Source organism: Enterococcus sp. DIV1368b, from assembly GCF_050529595.1.
Classification (GTDB): Bacteria; Bacillota; Bacilli; order Lactobacillales; family Enterococcaceae; genus Enterococcus_B; species Enterococcus_B mundtii.
Genome location: NZ_CP172883.1, coordinates 2,700,833 through 2,719,379 on the forward strand (window position 1 = coordinate 2,700,833; position 18,547 = coordinate 2,719,379).

Sequence of the window (18,547 nt, forward strand, 5' to 3'; positions counted from 1 at the left end):
GTTTGTAGAAAAAAGGAAAGGAGAATTGTTGGGAGTAATCGATGTAGGTTGATTATTTTAAAATAGTAAAAGTGAAATGTTTAAATTATTTGGTTTAGATGATTATGTAAGGAAAGACCATAGATAAAATAGTAGGTATAAAGACTACAGATGCTATATATGAATTTATTATAAAGAAGTAGGTGGACATTTGGTACACGATAAAAACTGGACTAAAAATGAAATGTTTTTAGCGCTATTAAAACTATCAATTATTATAAATATTGTCGGAAATTTTGTTACTAATCTGAAAGATAGTGGCGGATTACTTTACCTCAATCTATTATTCGGTGTCTGCTTTCTGCATATTCTTAGATATTACAATCTGAAAGTTATAGAAAAGTATTTTTATATAACTTTGGAAATATTATTATCACTAATAGCAATATTTTACTTTATATCATCTACAGTCAATTCTCTCAAATAAGGAATATGTACTGAAATATTAAAAATATAACTTCACTAATGGACCATGAGTGACTTTCTCGTGTTCCATTAGTGATCTTTTCTTATGCAGACATCGGTGATCTCAAGTGGGCTTGAGGGCATAAATTATTTATAAAAACAGAAGCTCCTCCAATTCGAAAACGATTGGGAAGCTTCTGTTTTTTTCAATTGGTCTGTGTTTAAATATGACCTAGAAAGGTAGATCTATTTGACAACGATCTCTTTGCTTTCGAATTGACCGAAATCAATGGTAAACGTATTGGTTTGACTATCATAGACAATCCCCTCACTCATAGACACCACGTCAGTAAAGTCACTTGGTACACGAAGTGTTACTGGTTCAGTTTGTTGCGTTGGATTGGCAATTGTATAAACTGTTTGTTCTGCCTTCGTTTGTTTTAGTAAAGAAATTGGTTTATTCGTTTTGATCCCTGCCATTTCTCCGCCTTGTTCTTGCCAAAAATTGATACCTAAATAACCAGAGGTTTTCACTTCGACTGCTTGAATTTCTTTGGTATTTTGCAAAATCGCAACTGGCTGTTTTGCTGCATAATCTGCTAATTCCGATTGAGTCTTGCCGGGCAACATCACATAAGCATATTCTGCATCTTTTGGTTGCTGTCCATGATTGATTGAGAAGGTGCGGTAGTCACCTGTATATGGTGTATCACTAGGAAATGCTTCATTGATTTCTCGATAAGTACCTGTACGTGTCTCACTGATCACATCGACTGTTTCCTTTTGTGGGAAATAATAACCGATCGACGCATGTTGATGATCTGATTCTAACAATAACCAAGAGGCTTCCTTCGTTTGTTGTGACTGATCAATCATTCCTGTATCCGAAAGTACTTGATACGTATACGAATCATTTAATAAACGATTATCGACAATTGTTTCGATTGAGGCAGTTGTATCTCCTGTAATACCAGCACCTAAGGCAATGATTTGCCCATCCAATGTAAACCATGACTTCTTCCCTTGTACATTCATCGGTAAAGTCGTTCCATTATTCTTTGTTCCTTCTTTGTTAAGAGCCATCCCTACTACACCTTGATCTCCAGCAGCGGCACCGCCTACCCATGTTTCATTTGAAGTCACTGTAGTAAATGCTGAAACTTCATCTGCTAAAGGAACTGTATCAATGGTCGTACCAGGTAAACGATAAGGATCGACTGTTGGCCAATAACTCGGACCGAATTGGACTTGGTCATCATTGTAAAGATAAATCATCCCGTCAGACGTATGCCAGCCTCGTTGATTTTCCAGATTTCCTGCTTCAAATGAAGAGATTCGCTTCGAATACATGCTTAATCCTAAATGGTAATTCTCTGTTCGTTGGACAAATCGATCCATTGCATGGTACATCTTTGTTCCGATGAACGGTAGTTGCTTACCCATCACCGTGGTATTAGCCAATAGCTCCGTTGTCATCATCAAATCATTGTAATCTCTCGTATTTGTCAAATAATAGTCAGGATTAGACAGCATCCAATATTTCACTGCTTCCTTTAATGCTTTTTGCTGTGTTTCAGATGCAAATTTCGCCACGATCATTAAATTGTACATCGTTGTCGATCCGTAACCCGTTTTTGTCGCAGCGGGCGTTCGAGAAATGGAGCGTCCATTGACTAAAGGCAACATTTCACCTTGATACACTAATGGGATAAATGCCGATTGTACGTTATCAACAAAGGACTTTATTTGATCAGCTGTCAACGTATAGCGAGATTCTTGGACGATCGATAAAATTTGGCCTACGCCTTTGACTAGTACATTCCCATAAGAGCCTGTATAAGGGATCGTTTCATGCTGGATAAATGAACCATCTTGATAAAATCCATCGCCATGGGTCACCAATTTAAAGACATCTGTGATACTCTCAACTGCTTGTGTCACTTTCGCTGGATCATTTTGTAAGAGACCTAGTCCTAAGACAGTTTGCGCTAAATCTGTGCGATTCGCACCAGTGGTTGAAAAATTTGGTATAAAATCAAGCGCGACAAAAGTTCCTTGTGTTTTTGTGTAGAGTTGTTTAAATGGATCGGGTACATATTTACTCAACACTGTCGTATACTCTTGAAGTTTCTCCTCTGGCACACCTTCATCCAGTACCATCAAAATCGCCACAAATTTTTGAGCTACTCCGATTTGCCAATCCCACCAATTGCCATGATACTTTGTTCCATCATAGCCTTTTTTTGTGATCATAAAATCTAACCCACTTTGAATCACTTGACTGATGACTTCATCTTGATAAAAACTTGTCCCATTCGTTCCGTATGCTAACGCTAGTTTTTGCAACTTTGTAAATTGCGTGGTTAAATCTGCCGAAGCGGTATTTCCAGATTCTAATGGCCATAGATAAGTGCGGTCAGGATCTTGATTCATTGTCTCGTAAAGTTTTTCTGCTTCGTTAGAAAGAGCGTTTACATAATTGGCAATCGCTGGATTAGCTAAATCGGTCGTTGTTGACACAAGTTGATCTTTCCAGTTTGCTTTCATTGTTTGAAATTCTTCTGTCGGTTCTTCCACTTGTAGACTATTGACCGCTCCACTACGCATGGAATAAATCGTTAATTTACTCTCATTCCCAAATAACCGAATCCCTGAATAACCTGACCAGTCCCCATTGATCGTTGTCCCATCAGAATAAAGAACTTCTTGATTTTCATACAACAAACGGTCGTTCAAATATGCTTGGAACGATGTTCCTTCATATCTTAGTAACAATTTATAGGTTTGTCCTGGAATCAGTGTAGGGCCTTTGATGGCTGTCAACCATTTCCCCCCAGGCTGCCCCAATTGCCATTCACCATCGCGCATATAGGCAAACGATTGCCAGTTCGATGTCATCTGATCGTTTCCTCGAAAAACTAGTCCAAAATTGGTCTGTCCCTCATATAGAAACGTGTATTCTAGATCACCTGAGCTGCGGACACCTGCATCTAATAATAACGACACAGACTCAAATTGTTGATTGACTTTCTGGTTTGCGATCTGTAACCCATTCTCGTTGGTATATTTATCTGCTTTTCCAACAATGTCTTGCCAAGTACCCAAATGCTGCGAAAAATCTGACTCATAGTTTCCTGATGTCGTATTTTTTTGCATGTCAGTCTGTGTTCCTTCTGCACCTACTTGTTGACTGTACCCTAACCCAATACCAACGAATAAACTACACCCTAATGTCACCACTAATTTTGTTGACCAACGCTTCATTTTGTTCTCCTTTTTGATTATAGATATTTTTTGAACTAAAAAAATCTGCAAGAAAGGCGCATTCTTATTTCGAACGATTCTTTCTTGCAGATCGGATCACGACCTTGCGATCACTTCATTCATTTTTTATGAATCATTTAAGCTAAGATCCCGGCAGCACTTAATGCAATCGAAAGAATCAAAATGATCCAGATCACGCGAGTTGAATTCAATTTCTTCTGACCTAACATCCAGTAAGTCAATAAGACTAATAAAACCGGTACTAATGAAGGTAAGATCGCATCTAATGTATCTTGAACAACTAACTCCACCCCATTTTGTTTGTAAACGAAAGGAACCGTTGCTTTGATAACTGACGGAATCAAGGCACCAATAACTGTGATCCCTAAAACAGTTGCTGCGTTGGTGAATGCTGTTAGTTTATTTTTCAGAGTCGTAACTAATTTAACTCCTTGCTTATAGCCAAGTGGTAATAATGCTGCTCGTCCAAAAAGTAAAGCGATATTGGCAATGATCCAGATCACACAGCCAACGACTGATCCGCTTTGTGCCAATGTACCCGCGATTGAACCAAAAATCGTTCCCCAGATGACATGGAATAATGAATCGCCTACCCCTGCCAATGAACCCATCAACGCTGTTTTCAACGCGACGATCGTATCTTTTGCTTTGTAACCATCTTCTTCTTCAATTGCCACATCGATCCCCATGATCAAGTTCCCAAAAATCGCATTCGTATTGAAAAATTGATTGTGGGTATTCATCATATCTTGTAATTGTGATTTGTCTTCCCCATAGAATTTTTTCAGTACAGGTAAAATACCATAGAGATAACCGGTACTCATCATACGCTCATAGTTCCAATTCAATTGGCTACCAAGGATATAGCGCCAACTGATGACATTCAATTCTTTTTTCGTTAACTTTTGATTACTCATCGCCATCAAAACCTCCTTCAAGTGTTCCAGTGGTTGTCACTGTTTGAGCAGTTGCTTCTTTTTCGTTATCTCGTTTGAATACTAACAATGCAGCAATAACACCAACGATTGAAATCCCAAGCATTGGTACTTGTAGATATGCTGATAAGAAGAAACCTAAAAGTAAGTAAGGAATATACTGTTTTGCTGGTAAATAATGTAAAAGGATGGCCACACCGACAACTGGTAGTACGCCACCTGCTGTACGTAATCCATTCATCAACCATTCAGGTGTATTTTCTGTGATTGTTGAGACTGCCGCATCTCCGACTAGTAACATCAATAAGATCGGGATTGCTCGAGAAAGCCCCCATAGGAATGAACCAGATAATACTAACCGTGGGATACTGTTGATACGCATATCTTCAATCGCACGATCTACACGGTGTAGCAAAAAGACATTACAGAAGCGAGCAACGACATCAAGCTGTAGCATCAGTAATGATACTGGTACAGCTAGACCGATCCCATATTCCGCGCCTTTACCAGAAATGACAGCAAACGCCGTTCCTAATACAGCGCCAGTAAAGAAGTCGGGTACAGATGCGCCCCCAAAAGCCGCAATCCCTAAACGCATCAATTGAAGGGTTCCCCCTACCATCAAGCCAGTTTCTAAATCTCCCATGATCATCCCGGAGATCATTCCCGCAATGGCTGGTTGTGTCAACGTATTTGAAATAAGTGAATCATTGATTGCAATAAAAGCATAAACTGTAATAAGAATAATTTGATACATGGCTAAATGTTGCATGATTATTTCCTCCTAAATCACTTTCTTAGTTTTTCCATAAAATCGATGACTGGATCATTTGGTACCAGTTGAGCGGTCACTTTTATGTCTTTGGCTGCGATTGCTTCAAATACTGCTTCTTCTTCTTTCATGACCTTGATACTTTTCGTGATTTCTCTCGCACCTTCTTTGTGACTCATGTTTCCTACATTGATTGCAGCCAGCTCACCGCCCGCTTCTAAATACCGCAAGACATCTGTTGGATTTTTAAAAAGTAAAAAAATACGTTGCTTGCCATATTTTCCAGATTGAACATTTTTTGCCGCCGCAGCAACAGTTAAAACGGATAGCCGCATAGATGTAGGCGCTGCCATTCTTAATGAAGATTTTTGTAAAGAATCCATTGCCGCCTCATCATTGATCACGATGATCCGTTGTGTATTCAAACTTGTGGACCAAATTCCTGCCACTTGCCCATGAATCAAGCGTTCATCAATCCGTACATTGACAATATTCGCTTTGCCTTTAAATTCCTTATATTGTGCTAGATCTTCCTCTGCCACTTGCGTTTCTTCCGCTTCCGTTGCGATCATCTTGTTTTTGACATCTACGATACCCCCGCGTGCCAAATCGATCAACGCCTCGATCGTTGCTTGTGGATTAAGGGTCGCTTCCATGACTAAGGGTAAAGACATCCCCGCAATAATTGTAACTTCTTCATCTTCTAAGTAATTTTTTAGCGCTGTGTTACATGGTGTCCCACCTAGCAGATCTGCAATAATCAAGGTCGAACCGTTAAGGGCTTTCATTTTCTCAGTTAATTCATGTTCAAATTGCAAATTATCGCCATCTGGTCTTAAAGAAAGTGTATGAACATGTTCTTGCACGCCAACAATCATCTCTAAACTGGCTTTGACTCCATCGGCCATGCTACCATGACTGACCAATAAGATATTTCTCATCTCTCTTCCCCCTTAAATAAACATCTAAGCTACTTAACATGTTAGCTATTGATTACGTACACTATATCACATATCAACTCAAACGTAAACCTAACATCTTAACATATTATATTTTTTTTCTTAAAAAATTTAGTTCCAAAATTAATCCATTGCCACAAACAAGTTAACATGTTATGGTAAGATTAATTGAATACCGCAAAAAAAGGAGGTCTCATGTGGTGATTCCCAAATATGAACAAATTAAGCAAGAATTATTAGCTGAAATCAAAAATCATTTATTTGTTCCTGGAGATAAGTTTTACTCAGAAGCAGATATCAAGAAAAAATATTCTGTAAGCTCGATCACAGCCGTTAAAGCATTGAACGAACTTACAACCGCTGGCTATCTCTATCGCGTCCAAGGAAAAGGGACCTTTGTTTCTAAATCAAAAGTCTCTCAATCAGTCAAATTCTCTGATATCGAATTACATTCATTAGATAAAGAAAAGGTCAAGGTCGTTTCGATAGAAGAAGCGCAAGAACCTGACATTTTAGAAGAACTTGGACTACCGAAAAATGGTTCTTATTATCGCATCAAACGAGTGCGGTATTTTGAGGATATCCCTTTCCTTGTGCATATCACTCATCTGCCAAAACGTTTGGTCAAGGAACCTATTAGTAAAGACTTATCTCAATACTCCAGTATCTACGAGAGAGTGAGAAAAGATTTTGGGATCGACCTCTTCTCTCTTTCATCTGTTGAGACGAATGAAATCGTCTTTCCCGATGATCCAGAATTATTGAACTTGTTAAAGTTAAGCTTTCGCGAACCAGTCGTCAAACAAGTCAAGCATTCTTTCCTAGCTGACCGTAGCGTAGCCGAATATATCATCAGTTACAAACACTGGAAATATTTCAAAACAAAAATCGAAGTAGAAGCAGAATAAGTAGAACGGTAATAGCCGTAATTTCGCATCCATTGAATTAAATAAGCAAAACCAGAAGGAATCCATCAGACCGTTCTTTGAACGTTTTGTGGATTCCTTCTTAACTATATATATCTATCCATGATCAGAGTTACCTACTTAAAAAATAAATAAGGTTATTTATTTTCCGATTTTTCTGTTTTTTTATTTTGCCATTCGCTTTTTCTGATTATTTAGGTTATACTAGTTTAAAGTTAATATGTTAACAAATTAAGAGGAGTGGTATGATGGGATTACAACAAACAAAAGATTCCCTTATTTCCATAAGCAAGTCTGTCGATAGCGCCTGGCTAGCAAAGCAAATTGATTGGTGTTGCCAAAAAATCGAACATAATATGATACGCTACGGTCTAGATTTTCCGTCGGCTTGCGCAACAAATGGGATCTATCGGATCAAACCTAATGATGACTGGACGAATGGCTTTTGGACTGGCATGTTATGGTTGGCTTATGAATGGACTGGCAAAGAGAAATTTCTCGTACGCGCCATGGAAAATATCCATAGTTTCAAAGAGCGTTTAACCACACATCACGTATTAGATCATCATGATATTGGTTTCTTATATAGTTTATCTGCTGGCGCAGGCTATCGTTTGACCGACAGCTTATTATGCAAAGAAGAATTGCTTCAAGCCGCAGATGTCTTACTTGCACGTTTTCAAGAAAAAGGACAATTTATCCAAGCCTGGGGCGCGTATGGCGATCCAAAAGAGTATCGCTTGATCATCGATTCATTGATCAACTTACCTTTATTGTTCCAAGCTTCTGAGATTTCAGGTAATGATCATTATCGAGAAGTAGCAAAGAAACATTACGAAACAGTGTTACGTACCGTTGTTAGAGAAAACGCAACAACTTTCCATACGTATTATTTTGATCCTTCAACCGGCACACCAACTCACGGTGCCACACATCAGGGAAATAGCGATGCGTCGATTTGGGCACGTGGACAAAGTTGGGCTGTTCTTGGGATTCCTTTAAATGAAAGTTATTTAAGATCTTCGTCTTTACCTAAAAATTATGAAGCAATCGTTGATGTCTTTTTGACACATTTACCAGAAGACCTTGTTCCTTATTGGGATTTTGATTTCACAGATGAATATCCTTCTGACAAAGATAGTTCCGCCTTAGCGATCACCGCCTGTGGATTATTAGAAGCCGCAAAAATGGAAGCGTATCCTCAGTCTGAAGAATTAGCGAAAGGAATGCTCTACCAATTAGGCGAACATTACACATCCTTGTCCGAACCTGATAATGAAGGTCTACTACTACATGGCGTATATGCCCATGCAGAAGGTAAAGGAATCGATGAACCTAATCTTTGGGGCGATTATTTCTACCTAGAAGCTCTGATGCGTTTAGCAAAACCCTCGTGGAAAAAATATTGGTAAGGAGAAACCAACATGCAAACTTTTGAAATAAAAGAAGACTTTCTTTTAGATGGGCAACCGATCAAATTGATCAGTGGCGCCATTCACTATTTTCGTCTTCCTCAATCACAATGGGAAGATAGCTTATATAACTTGAAAGCATTGGGCGCAAATACTGTCGAAACCTATATTCCTTGGAATATCCATGAACCCAAAGAAGGCGAATTCAACTTCGAAGGAATGAATGATTTCACTGCTTTTGTTGCACTTGCTCAACAACTCGGACTAATGGTGATCCTACGTCCTTCTGTATACATTTGTGCAGAATGGGAGTTTGGCGGTCTACCCGCTTGGTTATTAAAAGAACCAGGTATTCGTTTGCGTTCGACGGATGAACGATTTATGACAAAAGTCAAAAAATACTATGATGCCTTACTGCCTAAGATCCTACCTTTGCAGATTTCAAACGGTGGCCCTGTTATCATGATCCAAATCGAGAATGAATATGGTTCTTATGGAATGGAAAAAGCGTATCTACGTGAAACGAAGCAACTACTAGAGAATGCCGGAATCACTGTTCCTCTATTTACTTCTGATGGTGCTTGGAATGAAGTATTGGATGCTGGAACGCTGATTGAAGATGATGTATTCGTCACTGGTAATTTTGGTAGTCATTCTAAAGAGAATAGTGCGGTCTTGCAAGCCTTTTTTGAGAAGCATGGGAAAAAATGGCCCTTGATGTGTATGGAATATTGGGATGGTTGGTTCAATCGCTGGGGCGAGCCGATCATCAAACGAGATGCTCAAGACCTAGCGAATGAAGTCAAAGATATGTTAGAAGTTGGTTCTTTGAATCTGTACATGTTCCATGGAGGCACCAATTTTGGTTTTTATAATGGCTGTTCTGCTCGTGGAAATACCGACTTACCGCAATTGACAAGCTATGACTACGATGCGTTGCTCACTGAAGCTGGTGAACCTACAGAAAAATATTATGCTGTCCAACAAGCAATCAAAGAAGTTTGCCCCGACGTATGGCAAGCAGAACCACGTACAAAACAATTAGACTCTCTTGGGAGTTACCCAATTGATACTAGCGTTTCTTTACTAAATACAAAAGAAACACTAGCAAAAGCGGTACCTACCGCATATCCTATGACGATGGAACAAGTCAGCAATGGATATGGCTATGTCTTATATTCCTTAGTGCTGAAAAACTATTACCATGAAAACAAAGTTCGGATCATCGAAGCAAGTGATCGAGTTTCCGTTTATGTGGACGAAACCTATCAATTGACGCAAGACCAAACAACGATCGGTGAAGAGTTCATGATCCAAGGAAAGACAGAAAGCGAAGAAATCCAATTAGATGTATTAGTAGAAAATCATGGAAGAGTCAATTATGGCTCAAAATTGAATAACCCGACCCAAACAAAAGGGATTCGTGGCGGAATCATGCAAGATATCCATTTCCATCAAGGCTATCTACATTATCCTTTGCCACTATCAGCCGAGCAACTTCAGCTGATCGACTATCAAGCTGGCAAAAATCCAGCTCATCCTTCGTTTTATCACGTATCATTTGATGTAACAGAACCTGTAGATACGTATATTGATTGTTCCGCATATGGCAAAGGTGTTGTTTTTGTCAATGGGATCAACTTAGGGCGTTATTGGAATCGTGGCCCCATCTATTCACTTTATTGTCCAAAAGATTTCCTTAAAAAAGGGAAAAATGAAGTGGTGATCTTCGAAACAGAAGGTATCGCGATCCGCTCCTTAGATTTTCTCGCAGAACCGAAACTTGAGCAAAGTGTTTGATAATGATAACTAAACAAAGACGAGGGTCATCATCTGATGACCCTCGTCTCTTTTCGTTGACAGTTATTCATGTTCTAATTCAATTTTCTTGGGTTGTTCTTCTGCTGGAACTTGTTCAAACTTCCGCAATAAATAAATCTTACGAATATTCAATACTAATGTTTTGATCACCGCATACACAGGGATACAGATTAACATTCCCATGATCCCAGCAACACTTCCTGCACCGATCAATACTAAAATGATCGTTAGTGGATGAATGTTCATTGTTTTTCCGAAGAGTAATGGCTTGATCACATTGCCATCCAATTGTTGGATAACAAGAATGGATAACGCCATGTAGAGTGCTTGAAATGGCGAAATAAACAGTCCGACAATAATAGCTGGTACTGCACCAATAAAAGGGCCAACGTACGGTATGATATTCGTCACTCCGCAAACGACTGCCAGCAACAAACTATATGGCTGCTTGAAAATCGTCATTGCAATAAAACTCATCACGCCAATGATCACTGCATCCACGATCGTGCTACTGATATAAGCAGATAACGTTTCATTCAACTCTCTGACCGTTTGGCGTAATTCTCCTCGAATTGCTTGAGGAAAGAAAGGCGACAACGCATCGATAAATTTATGTCCATCTTTGAACATAAATAATAAGATGAATGGGACAGTAAACAATAAAATAAAGAATTGCATCATAAAAGAAAGAATTCTTGAAACGCTCCCTGTCAGACTAACCAACAAGATATTGAACAAGTTGCTCAACGACAAGTTGGCAGACGCAAACTGTTCTTCTAGATTCAATGAACGAAACTCTTCTCTTTGCATGATCTCAGTCAACCAACGACTTGTTTCGTCTGCATATGCAGGGATACTTCTGGTTAATTGCACTGCTTGATCAACCAATTGAGGCAAGATGTTCATGATGGTCAAAAAGACGATCACTAATAAAACGATCAATGTCAATAGATAGCCCAACACGCGTGGTACTCGATGTTTTTCTAAAAACAAGACAACTGGATTAAACATGTAATAGAAAAATCCAGCAATGATCAGTGGCATAATGATTGCAGATGCCATTCTCAAAATCGGGTGAAACACATTTGGCATACGTAAAATAAAGAAAACGCCAATAATCGTTAAGACTAATTCCACTGTCCAAAATAACAATTTTGACTCTTTGAACCTTGAATACATAGATATCCTCCAAATTTCATGCTTACAGATACTCTTATTTTATCATTTATTCATCGGTAAAGCGCTATTTTTTCTTTTATTTCTTGTTATTTAAAAAAAGTGGTTACTCAGGTAGATAAACTAACCAGATGTAAGTTAGTAATATTTTTATACGTGGATAATTCTTCGATCACTTCTGCATACGTCAATCCTTTTGGTAAATCGATCGTATAAACATTTTTATAAATACGGTAATCATCCACAAATTTTACATCAAAATTGACATCCTCGATCGTAATGTTTCTTTTTTCAAAATAATCATTCAAGAAATCCTTGGTTTCTTTTCGATGAATAAATTGGATCACTAATTTTTTTGTTGTTGGTACATGGATGATGCGCTTCACTACAGTCAATGCAAACACAATACCGACGAAACTAGTGAGTGCAATGGCATAAAAACCCATTCCGATTGCAATACCCAATCCTGCGATTGCCCAAAGTGATGCTGCGGTCGTTAACCCAGTCACTGATTGTTTCGTAACAATGATCGTACCTGCTCCTAAAAAGCCAACGCCACTGACAACTTGTGCAATCAAGCGAGCTTCATCTGAACGGAGGGTCCCAACTAATTCAGGATACTCTAATGCATTTCTCAACGCACCACTAGCAATTTCCACTTGGATCAAGGCAATAATACAAGCCCCCATACAAACCAAAATATGTGTACGCATCCCTGCTGGACGGTTTTTATATTGTCGCTCAAAACCAATTGCTCCGCCAAAAAGCAATGCGATACTCAATCGTATAATAATTTCTGGTATGGATAAAACCATATCCTCCATGAATATCCCCCCTCTTATCAAATATAGCACGACTAAAAAAAACAAACAAAATATAACTATTTTTTATGACCTAAAAAAAAGCCACTGTGCCAGATCATCTGATAAAAACCAGATGATCTCCAGTGACTGAAATCTTTTCTATTATAATTTGCTTGCTGCTGCTTCATCAACAATGACTATCACGTCATCATGATTTTGCAAAGCACTGGCTGGCATATCTGTGGTAACAGGTCCGTTGATCATTCCTTTGATTGCTTCTGCTTTACTTTCGCCATAAGCCATCAAGACGATTTTTTTGCCGTTTAGAATTGAGCCGATTCCCATAGAAACTGCTTTCGTTGGGACGTCTTCCACTTTATCAAAGAAACGTTTATTGGCATTGATTGTTGATTCAGTTAAATCGACAACACTTGTTTTTCCATCAAATGGAGCACCAGGCTCATTAAAACCGATGTGACCGTTTTGACCGATCCCTAAAATTTGGATATCGATTGGATGTTCTTCAATGATTTGGTCGTAGGATTGACAAGCTTGATCTAAATCAGCTGCTTTTCCATCAGGTACGAATGTTTCTTTAAATGGTTTCTTGTCGAATAATTCAACATTCATAAAATGGCGGTAGCTTTGATCATCTGAGCCACCTAGTCCAACATACTCATCCAAGTTAACAGAAGTCATGTTACTGAAATCCATGTCGCTTGAAGTCATTTCTTTATATAAAGTGATTGGCGTACTCCCTGTTGCTAAACCTAGAACTTTCGCACCATTTTCCATTCCATTTTTAATTATCTCAAAAGCTTTTTTTCCGCCTTCTTCAGCATTTTTCACACGAATGATTTCCATAACGATTACTCCTTTTGTTTTGGTATAGCCCAATTATAGCACCTTTATTTCAAAATGACAATATCTGTATAGACCAAATATAAAAAAATCATTTATTAAGGTTTAACTATCATTATTCCGTTTACCAAAACGATCACCTACAAATTTGAAAATAAATAATAGGTAAATAAAACATGTCACAAAATTTTGTTCTTATGAAAATGACTCTAGCCTCTCTTGAAATTCTGTTGAAAGGATATGGATTGAGGGTTTCTTTTTAATCTGTACAATGAGCTTTTTAGCGATCAAATATTGATTGATTTGTTTTAATTTAGGATAAGATATATTAAGGTGTTTTCTCAATTCAATGTCCGTAATATATTCATTTACCTCATTATATAAATGACCTTGAATCAATACAAATAATACTTCAACCATATCTTTGTCTTTCAGATCCAATTTTTTAAGATTATTAATTGCATTATCTAGTTTGGCTTTTGCTATCTGTAGCTCTTCAATCACCTTAGTTTGTCCATCAATAATCAATTGATACATATTTTGTACAAACAGAGTCAAATCCGCTTTATTTCTCGGATTTGAAACTTCTTCGAATAACTTTCCATAAGCTTTTTTGTCATGTGTGATTGCATTTGAAATTGTGATCCCAGTTAAAAAATCTAATTTTCTAGAAAGATAATTTGAAATTAAAAATCTCCCCATCCGACCATTTCCATCGTAAAAAGGATGGATATATTCAAAATAGTAATGGGTAATCACGCATTTTAATAAAAAAGGAATATCTTTTCTGTTCATAAATAAAACGAGATTATTTAAATCTCTTATGATTGTTTCCTCGTTAGGATTACCTTGATGAACTCGTTTGTTCTCAGAACCTATATAGACTACTTCCTTTCTGAATAGCTGTCCATCTGGTTGATCCTCTTCTGGAATATCTTTACGAAATAATTCATCATATATATTTCGTATTTTCACAATATCGTGAATCTCCTCAAACTCAGACTCACCCAAGTTCATGTACATATTTACTATTCCTTTAAATCTAACTATTTCATCACTATTTCTTTTCTTTATTGCTGTTCCGATTTCTTTTCTTGTACTTTGTACACCTTCAATATCATTTGTTGATTTTATTTCATCAATGATTTGCGAATTAAAGATGTTTCTCTGGATAAACGGCGGAAGCATACTAATGTATCTTTCAATTTCTGATGAATTTTTTTGAATTCTTTCTTTTAAGTTTTCATGTTCTAATAATGGTATGTAAAATAGTTCATAACTTTCTGTTGTGATACGTTGCTCTCGATCAAAAGGATGAATTTTAAGTCCAGTCTTAAAAGTAGAAAAAAAGTTAAATCTAGAGTTATACTCTTCCTCAAATTCGTTTCTATTTTCATAAAAAGTAATTTTTAATGGTTTATAGCTCATTTTCACCACTTCTCCTTCACTCTATTTTAATAAAAATACCATTTATTAAAATATAATGCAATTTTTTCTTGATAACCAACATCTAAATCCATAATTATGCTATAACAAAATATACCAACTAAAAAGAACCTATCCTCTCCTTTAGTTGGTATACGAAATTTATATAGTTAATTAATTTATTCTATCTTATTTTCTTTTATCAGGATAAATAATTGCTTGAAAGAAAAACGCGCACAATTGGAAAATCAGTCCCGTAACAGTCACACCTACCCAACCATAATGCTGCCACATCACTGAGCCTAATAAAGAGCCTGTTGCTCCACCGATAAAGTACATAAACATAAAAATCGTGTTGTTGCGATTACTTGTTGCTTCGCCAAGCCCTTGTACTCTGCTTTGATTCGCTACTTGCCCGAACTGGTTCCCAACATCTAATAAAATGATTGCAACTAATAGGACGGCAACATAGTCACCCGCAACAAACAAAGCGAGAAAACTAATTGTCTGCATCACTAAGCCCATACCAACGATTCGTCTTTCCGAATAAGTATCCGCCAAGCGACCAACGATCGGTGCAGCTACTGCTCCCGACAAACCAAAGATTGCCAAGATCCCTGCTTCAAAAGTTCCCCATCCATAAGCTGGACTACTGATATAAAAGATCAGCGTTGACCAAAAAAGCGAAAACGTTCCAAACATAAAAAAGCCATTGATTGCAGCTTCACGCAACAATCGTTGCTCTTTGACGAGTTTCGGTAAACTTTTTAGTGAGGCAAGATAAGAGACTGTTGACTCTTTTTCCAACGTTCCTTGTGTTCTCGGTAATTTTAAATAGAGTAGCACAGTTAGCGCTCCAACTAGGCAAAGGGCAAATAGGTAAACACTACGCCAAGAAAACCAACTAGCAAGAAGTCCTGAAACAGTTCGAGAGAGCAAGATTCCCATTAGTAAACCACTCAATAAGATCCCCATTGTTTTTCCTCGCGCTGCTGGTCCTGCAAGTACGGCGCCGTAAGGAATAATGATTTGCGGAACGATCGATAGTAGACCAATCAAGAAAGAAGCAACTGCAAATAGAGCAAAGTTTGGTGCGAAAAAGGCTGCTAATAAGGATAGTGCAGATAATCCCGCCATGCGAATGATCAATTTAGGTCGATCGACGACATCCCCTAATGGAACTAAAAATAATAATCCTAATGCATAGCCTAATTGAGTCAGCATCGTCAACAAACCCACAGCACTCGTATTGACTGATAAATTTACCGCTACTTTTGTGCCAATTGGTTGGATATAATACATATTTGCGACGACTACCCCACAGGTGATCGCTAATAATAAAATCAATGATTTCGAAAGCGGTGTTTGCTTATTCATTTCCATCGGATTCCCCCATTTCCTTTCTTAGTTTACAACTTCTTAGAATAATTGAAAACAGGGAGGCTCAAATAAAATAAATAAGGTTATTTAACTAAATGTTTTCTTCGATCACGATAGATAATAACCACCAATACTGTTAAAACTAACACACTAGCGACCAAAACAAGTGCTTTTATATGTTCCCCATGAAACAATGCTTCTCCGCCACACGCATATAAAAGGGAAGATGGCACTACGCCGATAAGGATCGATAATAATAACTCACGAACCGAAAGATTTAAGGAGGTTGCGGCAAAGTTCACGACAGAAGACGGAATCACCGGTACCATATAGCCGATCATGACTCCTATTTTTGGATGCTTCATCCGACGTATTGCTTTGACCCAACGATTCTCTTTTTTACTATGATCCATAAAGGATAAATGTTGCATCAAAACGATCGATAAGATATTTCCAAGTGCATTGCCTGTTACATTGATGACTGTTCCTAGAAATGGACCATAACTTAGGCCGACGACCACACCGATCACAGAAGTAGGAATACCTGGAACCGCACACATCAAACTGATCAACAACGTCAAAATAAACGCAGCAGATACTCCGTGTGAACGAATTTCTCGCATCCATTCTTTGCGGCTTGCCTGTGGATCTAGTAATAAGTGGATATCTGGTCGATACTCTAAATAAAGTTGATAGCCAACAAACAAAATCAGCAGTAATCCTAAACCAATCAGTGTATTACGTATATATTGCTTTTTCATAGCGTCTTCTTCTCCTCCTCAGACTTACTCACTGTTAGTGTATCATTAGATGAGGAAACAGAACAAACGTGATACTTAAAATACCAGACTTTCTATCACCATTATTCTAAACATGCTGAAAGCAAAACAATTCGCTCAAAAAATACCGAAACCACTCATATCAAAGGCTTCGGTGCATAATAATGAATAGAAAAGATTTAATTACTTTTACTTTGCAATAATTCACTGCTTTTAGTTTACCTTGGTTGCTTTAATATCTGGCTTTCTAATTTTTCATTAATATTTCCTATTTGTTTCTACATCGTAAGAGGATTTTTTCGATTCACCAGACTTTACTATCAGAGGATTTATTGTATATAAAGTCTATAGCTACGTTTAAATTCAATATTTGCCATTTTCATCACTGCTTTTATTGCTTCATCTGAAGAGTCGAACTGATACTTACTCTTTTCGAATCCATCTTCAACTATTGTATATCGTTCTTGATCATAACTGATAAGTAAATAGCGATCTTTTTTAAACGTAAGAATTTTTAACTTAAAACAATCCTTCGATTTAAATTTTCTTTTCAAAAATTGCTTTAATTGCTTTTTACAAATCATGTTCATTTTACTATGCCTCTACTTTCTTCATAGACTTAGTAATTCTGTGTTTTTTATTGAATCGATGAACAAATCTGTTTACTTCTTTATCAAATAATTCTTTTTTTAACGTTCGACTAATATAAAAAACTTGTACCTCCTTATCCTCTATTATAAAAGCAATTCGAAAATTTTCTTTTCCTAAACGGATTTTCATTTCATAAATCGATGGTTTTACAGGTGTATCAACAAGTTTGATTCGATAAAAGTTGTGTGTCAAATACTCATTCACTTTATATAAGATTATTTCTTGATACCTTTTTGATTGATTCTCAGAAAATATATTCAGAATTTCTTTACTGACTTTAACTTCATATGTCATGCCTATCCCTTCTTACATATATTTTTAAAGTCTATCTATCCACACTTTCTCACTGATAAGCTTTATGAAATTAAGCACGTGTTGTCCTTCTATTGCTTTGCCTGGTTAAAGTTTCAATCATTTTCACTTTTCTATGATAGTGACATTTGCTTTTCCACAAGTTAGTTCTTGTTCTAATATTGACTTTATTTGCAATGCACATTCTTTTGAAAATGGTTCAGCCTCTTCCCATGATCCTAACAATGGATAATTATGGCGTACCGTTTTAACATACTGTTTATTTTTTACTCCTCGCGTTTGGACTTCTACATAATACATAACTATACCTTCTTTGTTAAATTATTTATGTAAAGGCTACTCTTTCAAGCAACTTAGAAAAAAGTGGCAGAAAACACAGAAGATCTGGCGAGATTAATTGAGGGGTGCAACGACAAGCCTTTTGTCCAACAAGTTGGATAGAAGATCATGTAAATGCAGAACAGATTAACATCATGTAACACAATATAATTATAATCTATAAAAAAAAGTTTTTTTATTCGTTTTATTTATATCTGCTATAAAAAATACCACCCGAAGGTGGATGGGAATGGCATTTAGTTAGGAGTTGGTTTGCGCGGTGATTTT

Annotated in this window: 15 protein-coding genes; 3 read left to right on the forward strand and 12 right to left on the reverse strand. The window is 37.3% G+C overall.

The features are described from left to right. Positions 1 to 690 precede the first annotated feature (690 nt). From IGJ19_RS12460 to IGJ19_RS12475, 4 genes are all read right to left on the reverse strand, one after another. Positions 691 to 3,708: a polysaccharide lyase 8 family protein gene (locus IGJ19_RS12460; RefSeq protein ID WP_430604168.1), complete on the reverse strand. Its 3,018-nt coding sequence runs from the start codon at positions 3,706 to 3,708 to the stop codon at positions 691 to 693. Between the two features lie 137 nt (positions 3,709 to 3,845). Next, positions 3,846 to 4,646, reverse strand: coding sequence for a PTS system mannose/fructose/sorbose family transporter subunit IID (locus tag IGJ19_RS12465; protein WP_029593929.1), 801 nt, complete (start codon positions 4,644 to 4,646; stop codon positions 3,846 to 3,848). Beyond that, a complete protein-coding gene (locus tag IGJ19_RS12470) occupies positions 4,639 to 5,436 on the reverse strand; it encodes a PTS mannose/fructose/sorbose/N-acetylgalactosamine transporter subunit IIC (protein WP_010734299.1) in 798 nt (265 codons plus the stop codon). The genes IGJ19_RS12465 and IGJ19_RS12470 overlap by 8 nt, the downstream gene beginning before the upstream one ends. Before the next feature lie 17 nt (positions 5,437 to 5,453). Continuing rightward, a complete protein-coding gene (locus IGJ19_RS12475) occupies positions 5,454 to 6,377 on the reverse strand; it encodes a PTS mannose/fructose/sorbose transporter subunit IIAB (RefSeq protein WP_074799365.1) in 924 nt (307 codons plus the stop codon). 218 nt (positions 6,378 to 6,595) lie between these two features. Between IGJ19_RS12475 and IGJ19_RS12480 the strand changes: the two genes are divergently transcribed. The 3 genes from IGJ19_RS12480 to IGJ19_RS12490 all read left to right on the forward strand — a co-directional run bounded on the left by IGJ19_RS12480 (position 6,596) and on the right by IGJ19_RS12490 (position 10,533). Further along, positions 6,596 to 7,303, forward strand: a complete 708-nt coding sequence (locus IGJ19_RS12480) for a GntR family transcriptional regulator (protein ID WP_029593931.1) — start codon at positions 6,596 to 6,598, stop codon at positions 7,301 to 7,303. A 266-nt stretch (positions 7,304 to 7,569) separates the two neighbouring features. Next, on the forward strand, positions 7,570 to 8,733 hold the full coding sequence (locus tag IGJ19_RS12485) for a glycoside hydrolase family 88 protein (RefSeq protein WP_430604169.1): 1,164 nt from the start codon (positions 7,570 to 7,572) through the stop codon (positions 8,731 to 8,733). 12 nt (positions 8,734 to 8,745) lie between these two features. After that, a complete protein-coding gene (locus tag IGJ19_RS12490; protein WP_430604170.1) occupies positions 8,746 to 10,533 on the forward strand; it encodes a glycoside hydrolase family 35 protein in 1,788 nt (595 codons plus the stop codon). Between the two features lie 63 nt (positions 10,534 to 10,596). On the opposite strand, the gene IGJ19_RS12495 is transcribed toward IGJ19_RS12490, so the two are convergent. The 8 genes from IGJ19_RS12495 to IGJ19_RS12530 form a co-directional block, all read right to left on the reverse strand. After that, entirely contained in the window at positions 10,597 to 11,733 is a 1,137-nt protein-coding gene (locus IGJ19_RS12495; protein WP_010734294.1) for an AI-2E family transporter, read from the reverse strand. Positions 11,734 to 11,840: 107 nt separating this feature from the next. Beyond that, positions 11,841 to 12,554: an MgtC/SapB family protein gene (locus IGJ19_RS12500; RefSeq protein WP_010734293.1), complete on the reverse strand. Its 714-nt coding sequence runs from the start codon at positions 12,552 to 12,554 to the stop codon at positions 11,841 to 11,843. A gap of 141 nt (positions 12,555 to 12,695) precedes the next feature. Further along, positions 12,696 to 13,397, reverse strand: coding sequence for a glucosamine-6-phosphate deaminase (gene nagB, locus IGJ19_RS12505; RefSeq protein ID WP_023520342.1), 702 nt, complete (start codon positions 13,395 to 13,397; stop codon positions 12,696 to 12,698). Positions 13,398 to 13,589: 192 nt separating this feature from the next. Next, a complete protein-coding gene (locus tag IGJ19_RS12510) occupies positions 13,590 to 14,822 on the reverse strand; it encodes a Fic family protein (RefSeq protein WP_142433633.1) in 1,233 nt (410 codons plus the stop codon). A gap of 186 nt (positions 14,823 to 15,008) precedes the next feature. Further along, on the reverse strand, positions 15,009 to 16,202 hold the full coding sequence (locus tag IGJ19_RS12515) for an MFS transporter (protein ID WP_086335167.1): 1,194 nt from the start codon (positions 16,200 to 16,202) through the stop codon (positions 15,009 to 15,011). 80 nt (positions 16,203 to 16,282) lie between these two features. Further along, positions 16,283 to 16,960, reverse strand: coding sequence for a TVP38/TMEM64 family protein (locus IGJ19_RS12520; protein WP_086335168.1), 678 nt, complete (start codon positions 16,958 to 16,960; stop codon positions 16,283 to 16,285). A gap of 612 nt (positions 16,961 to 17,572) precedes the next feature. Next, positions 17,573 to 17,923 (reverse strand): hypothetical protein, encoded by a 351-nt coding sequence (locus IGJ19_RS12525; protein WP_071866449.1) that lies wholly within the window; start codon positions 17,921 to 17,923, stop codon positions 17,573 to 17,575. Positions 17,924 to 18,046: 123 nt separating this feature from the next. Further along, complete coding sequence (locus tag IGJ19_RS12530; RefSeq protein WP_019722298.1) at positions 18,047 to 18,241, reverse strand: hypothetical protein; 195 nt, start codon at positions 18,239 to 18,241, stop codon at positions 18,047 to 18,049. Positions 18,242 to 18,547 lie beyond the last annotated feature (306 nt).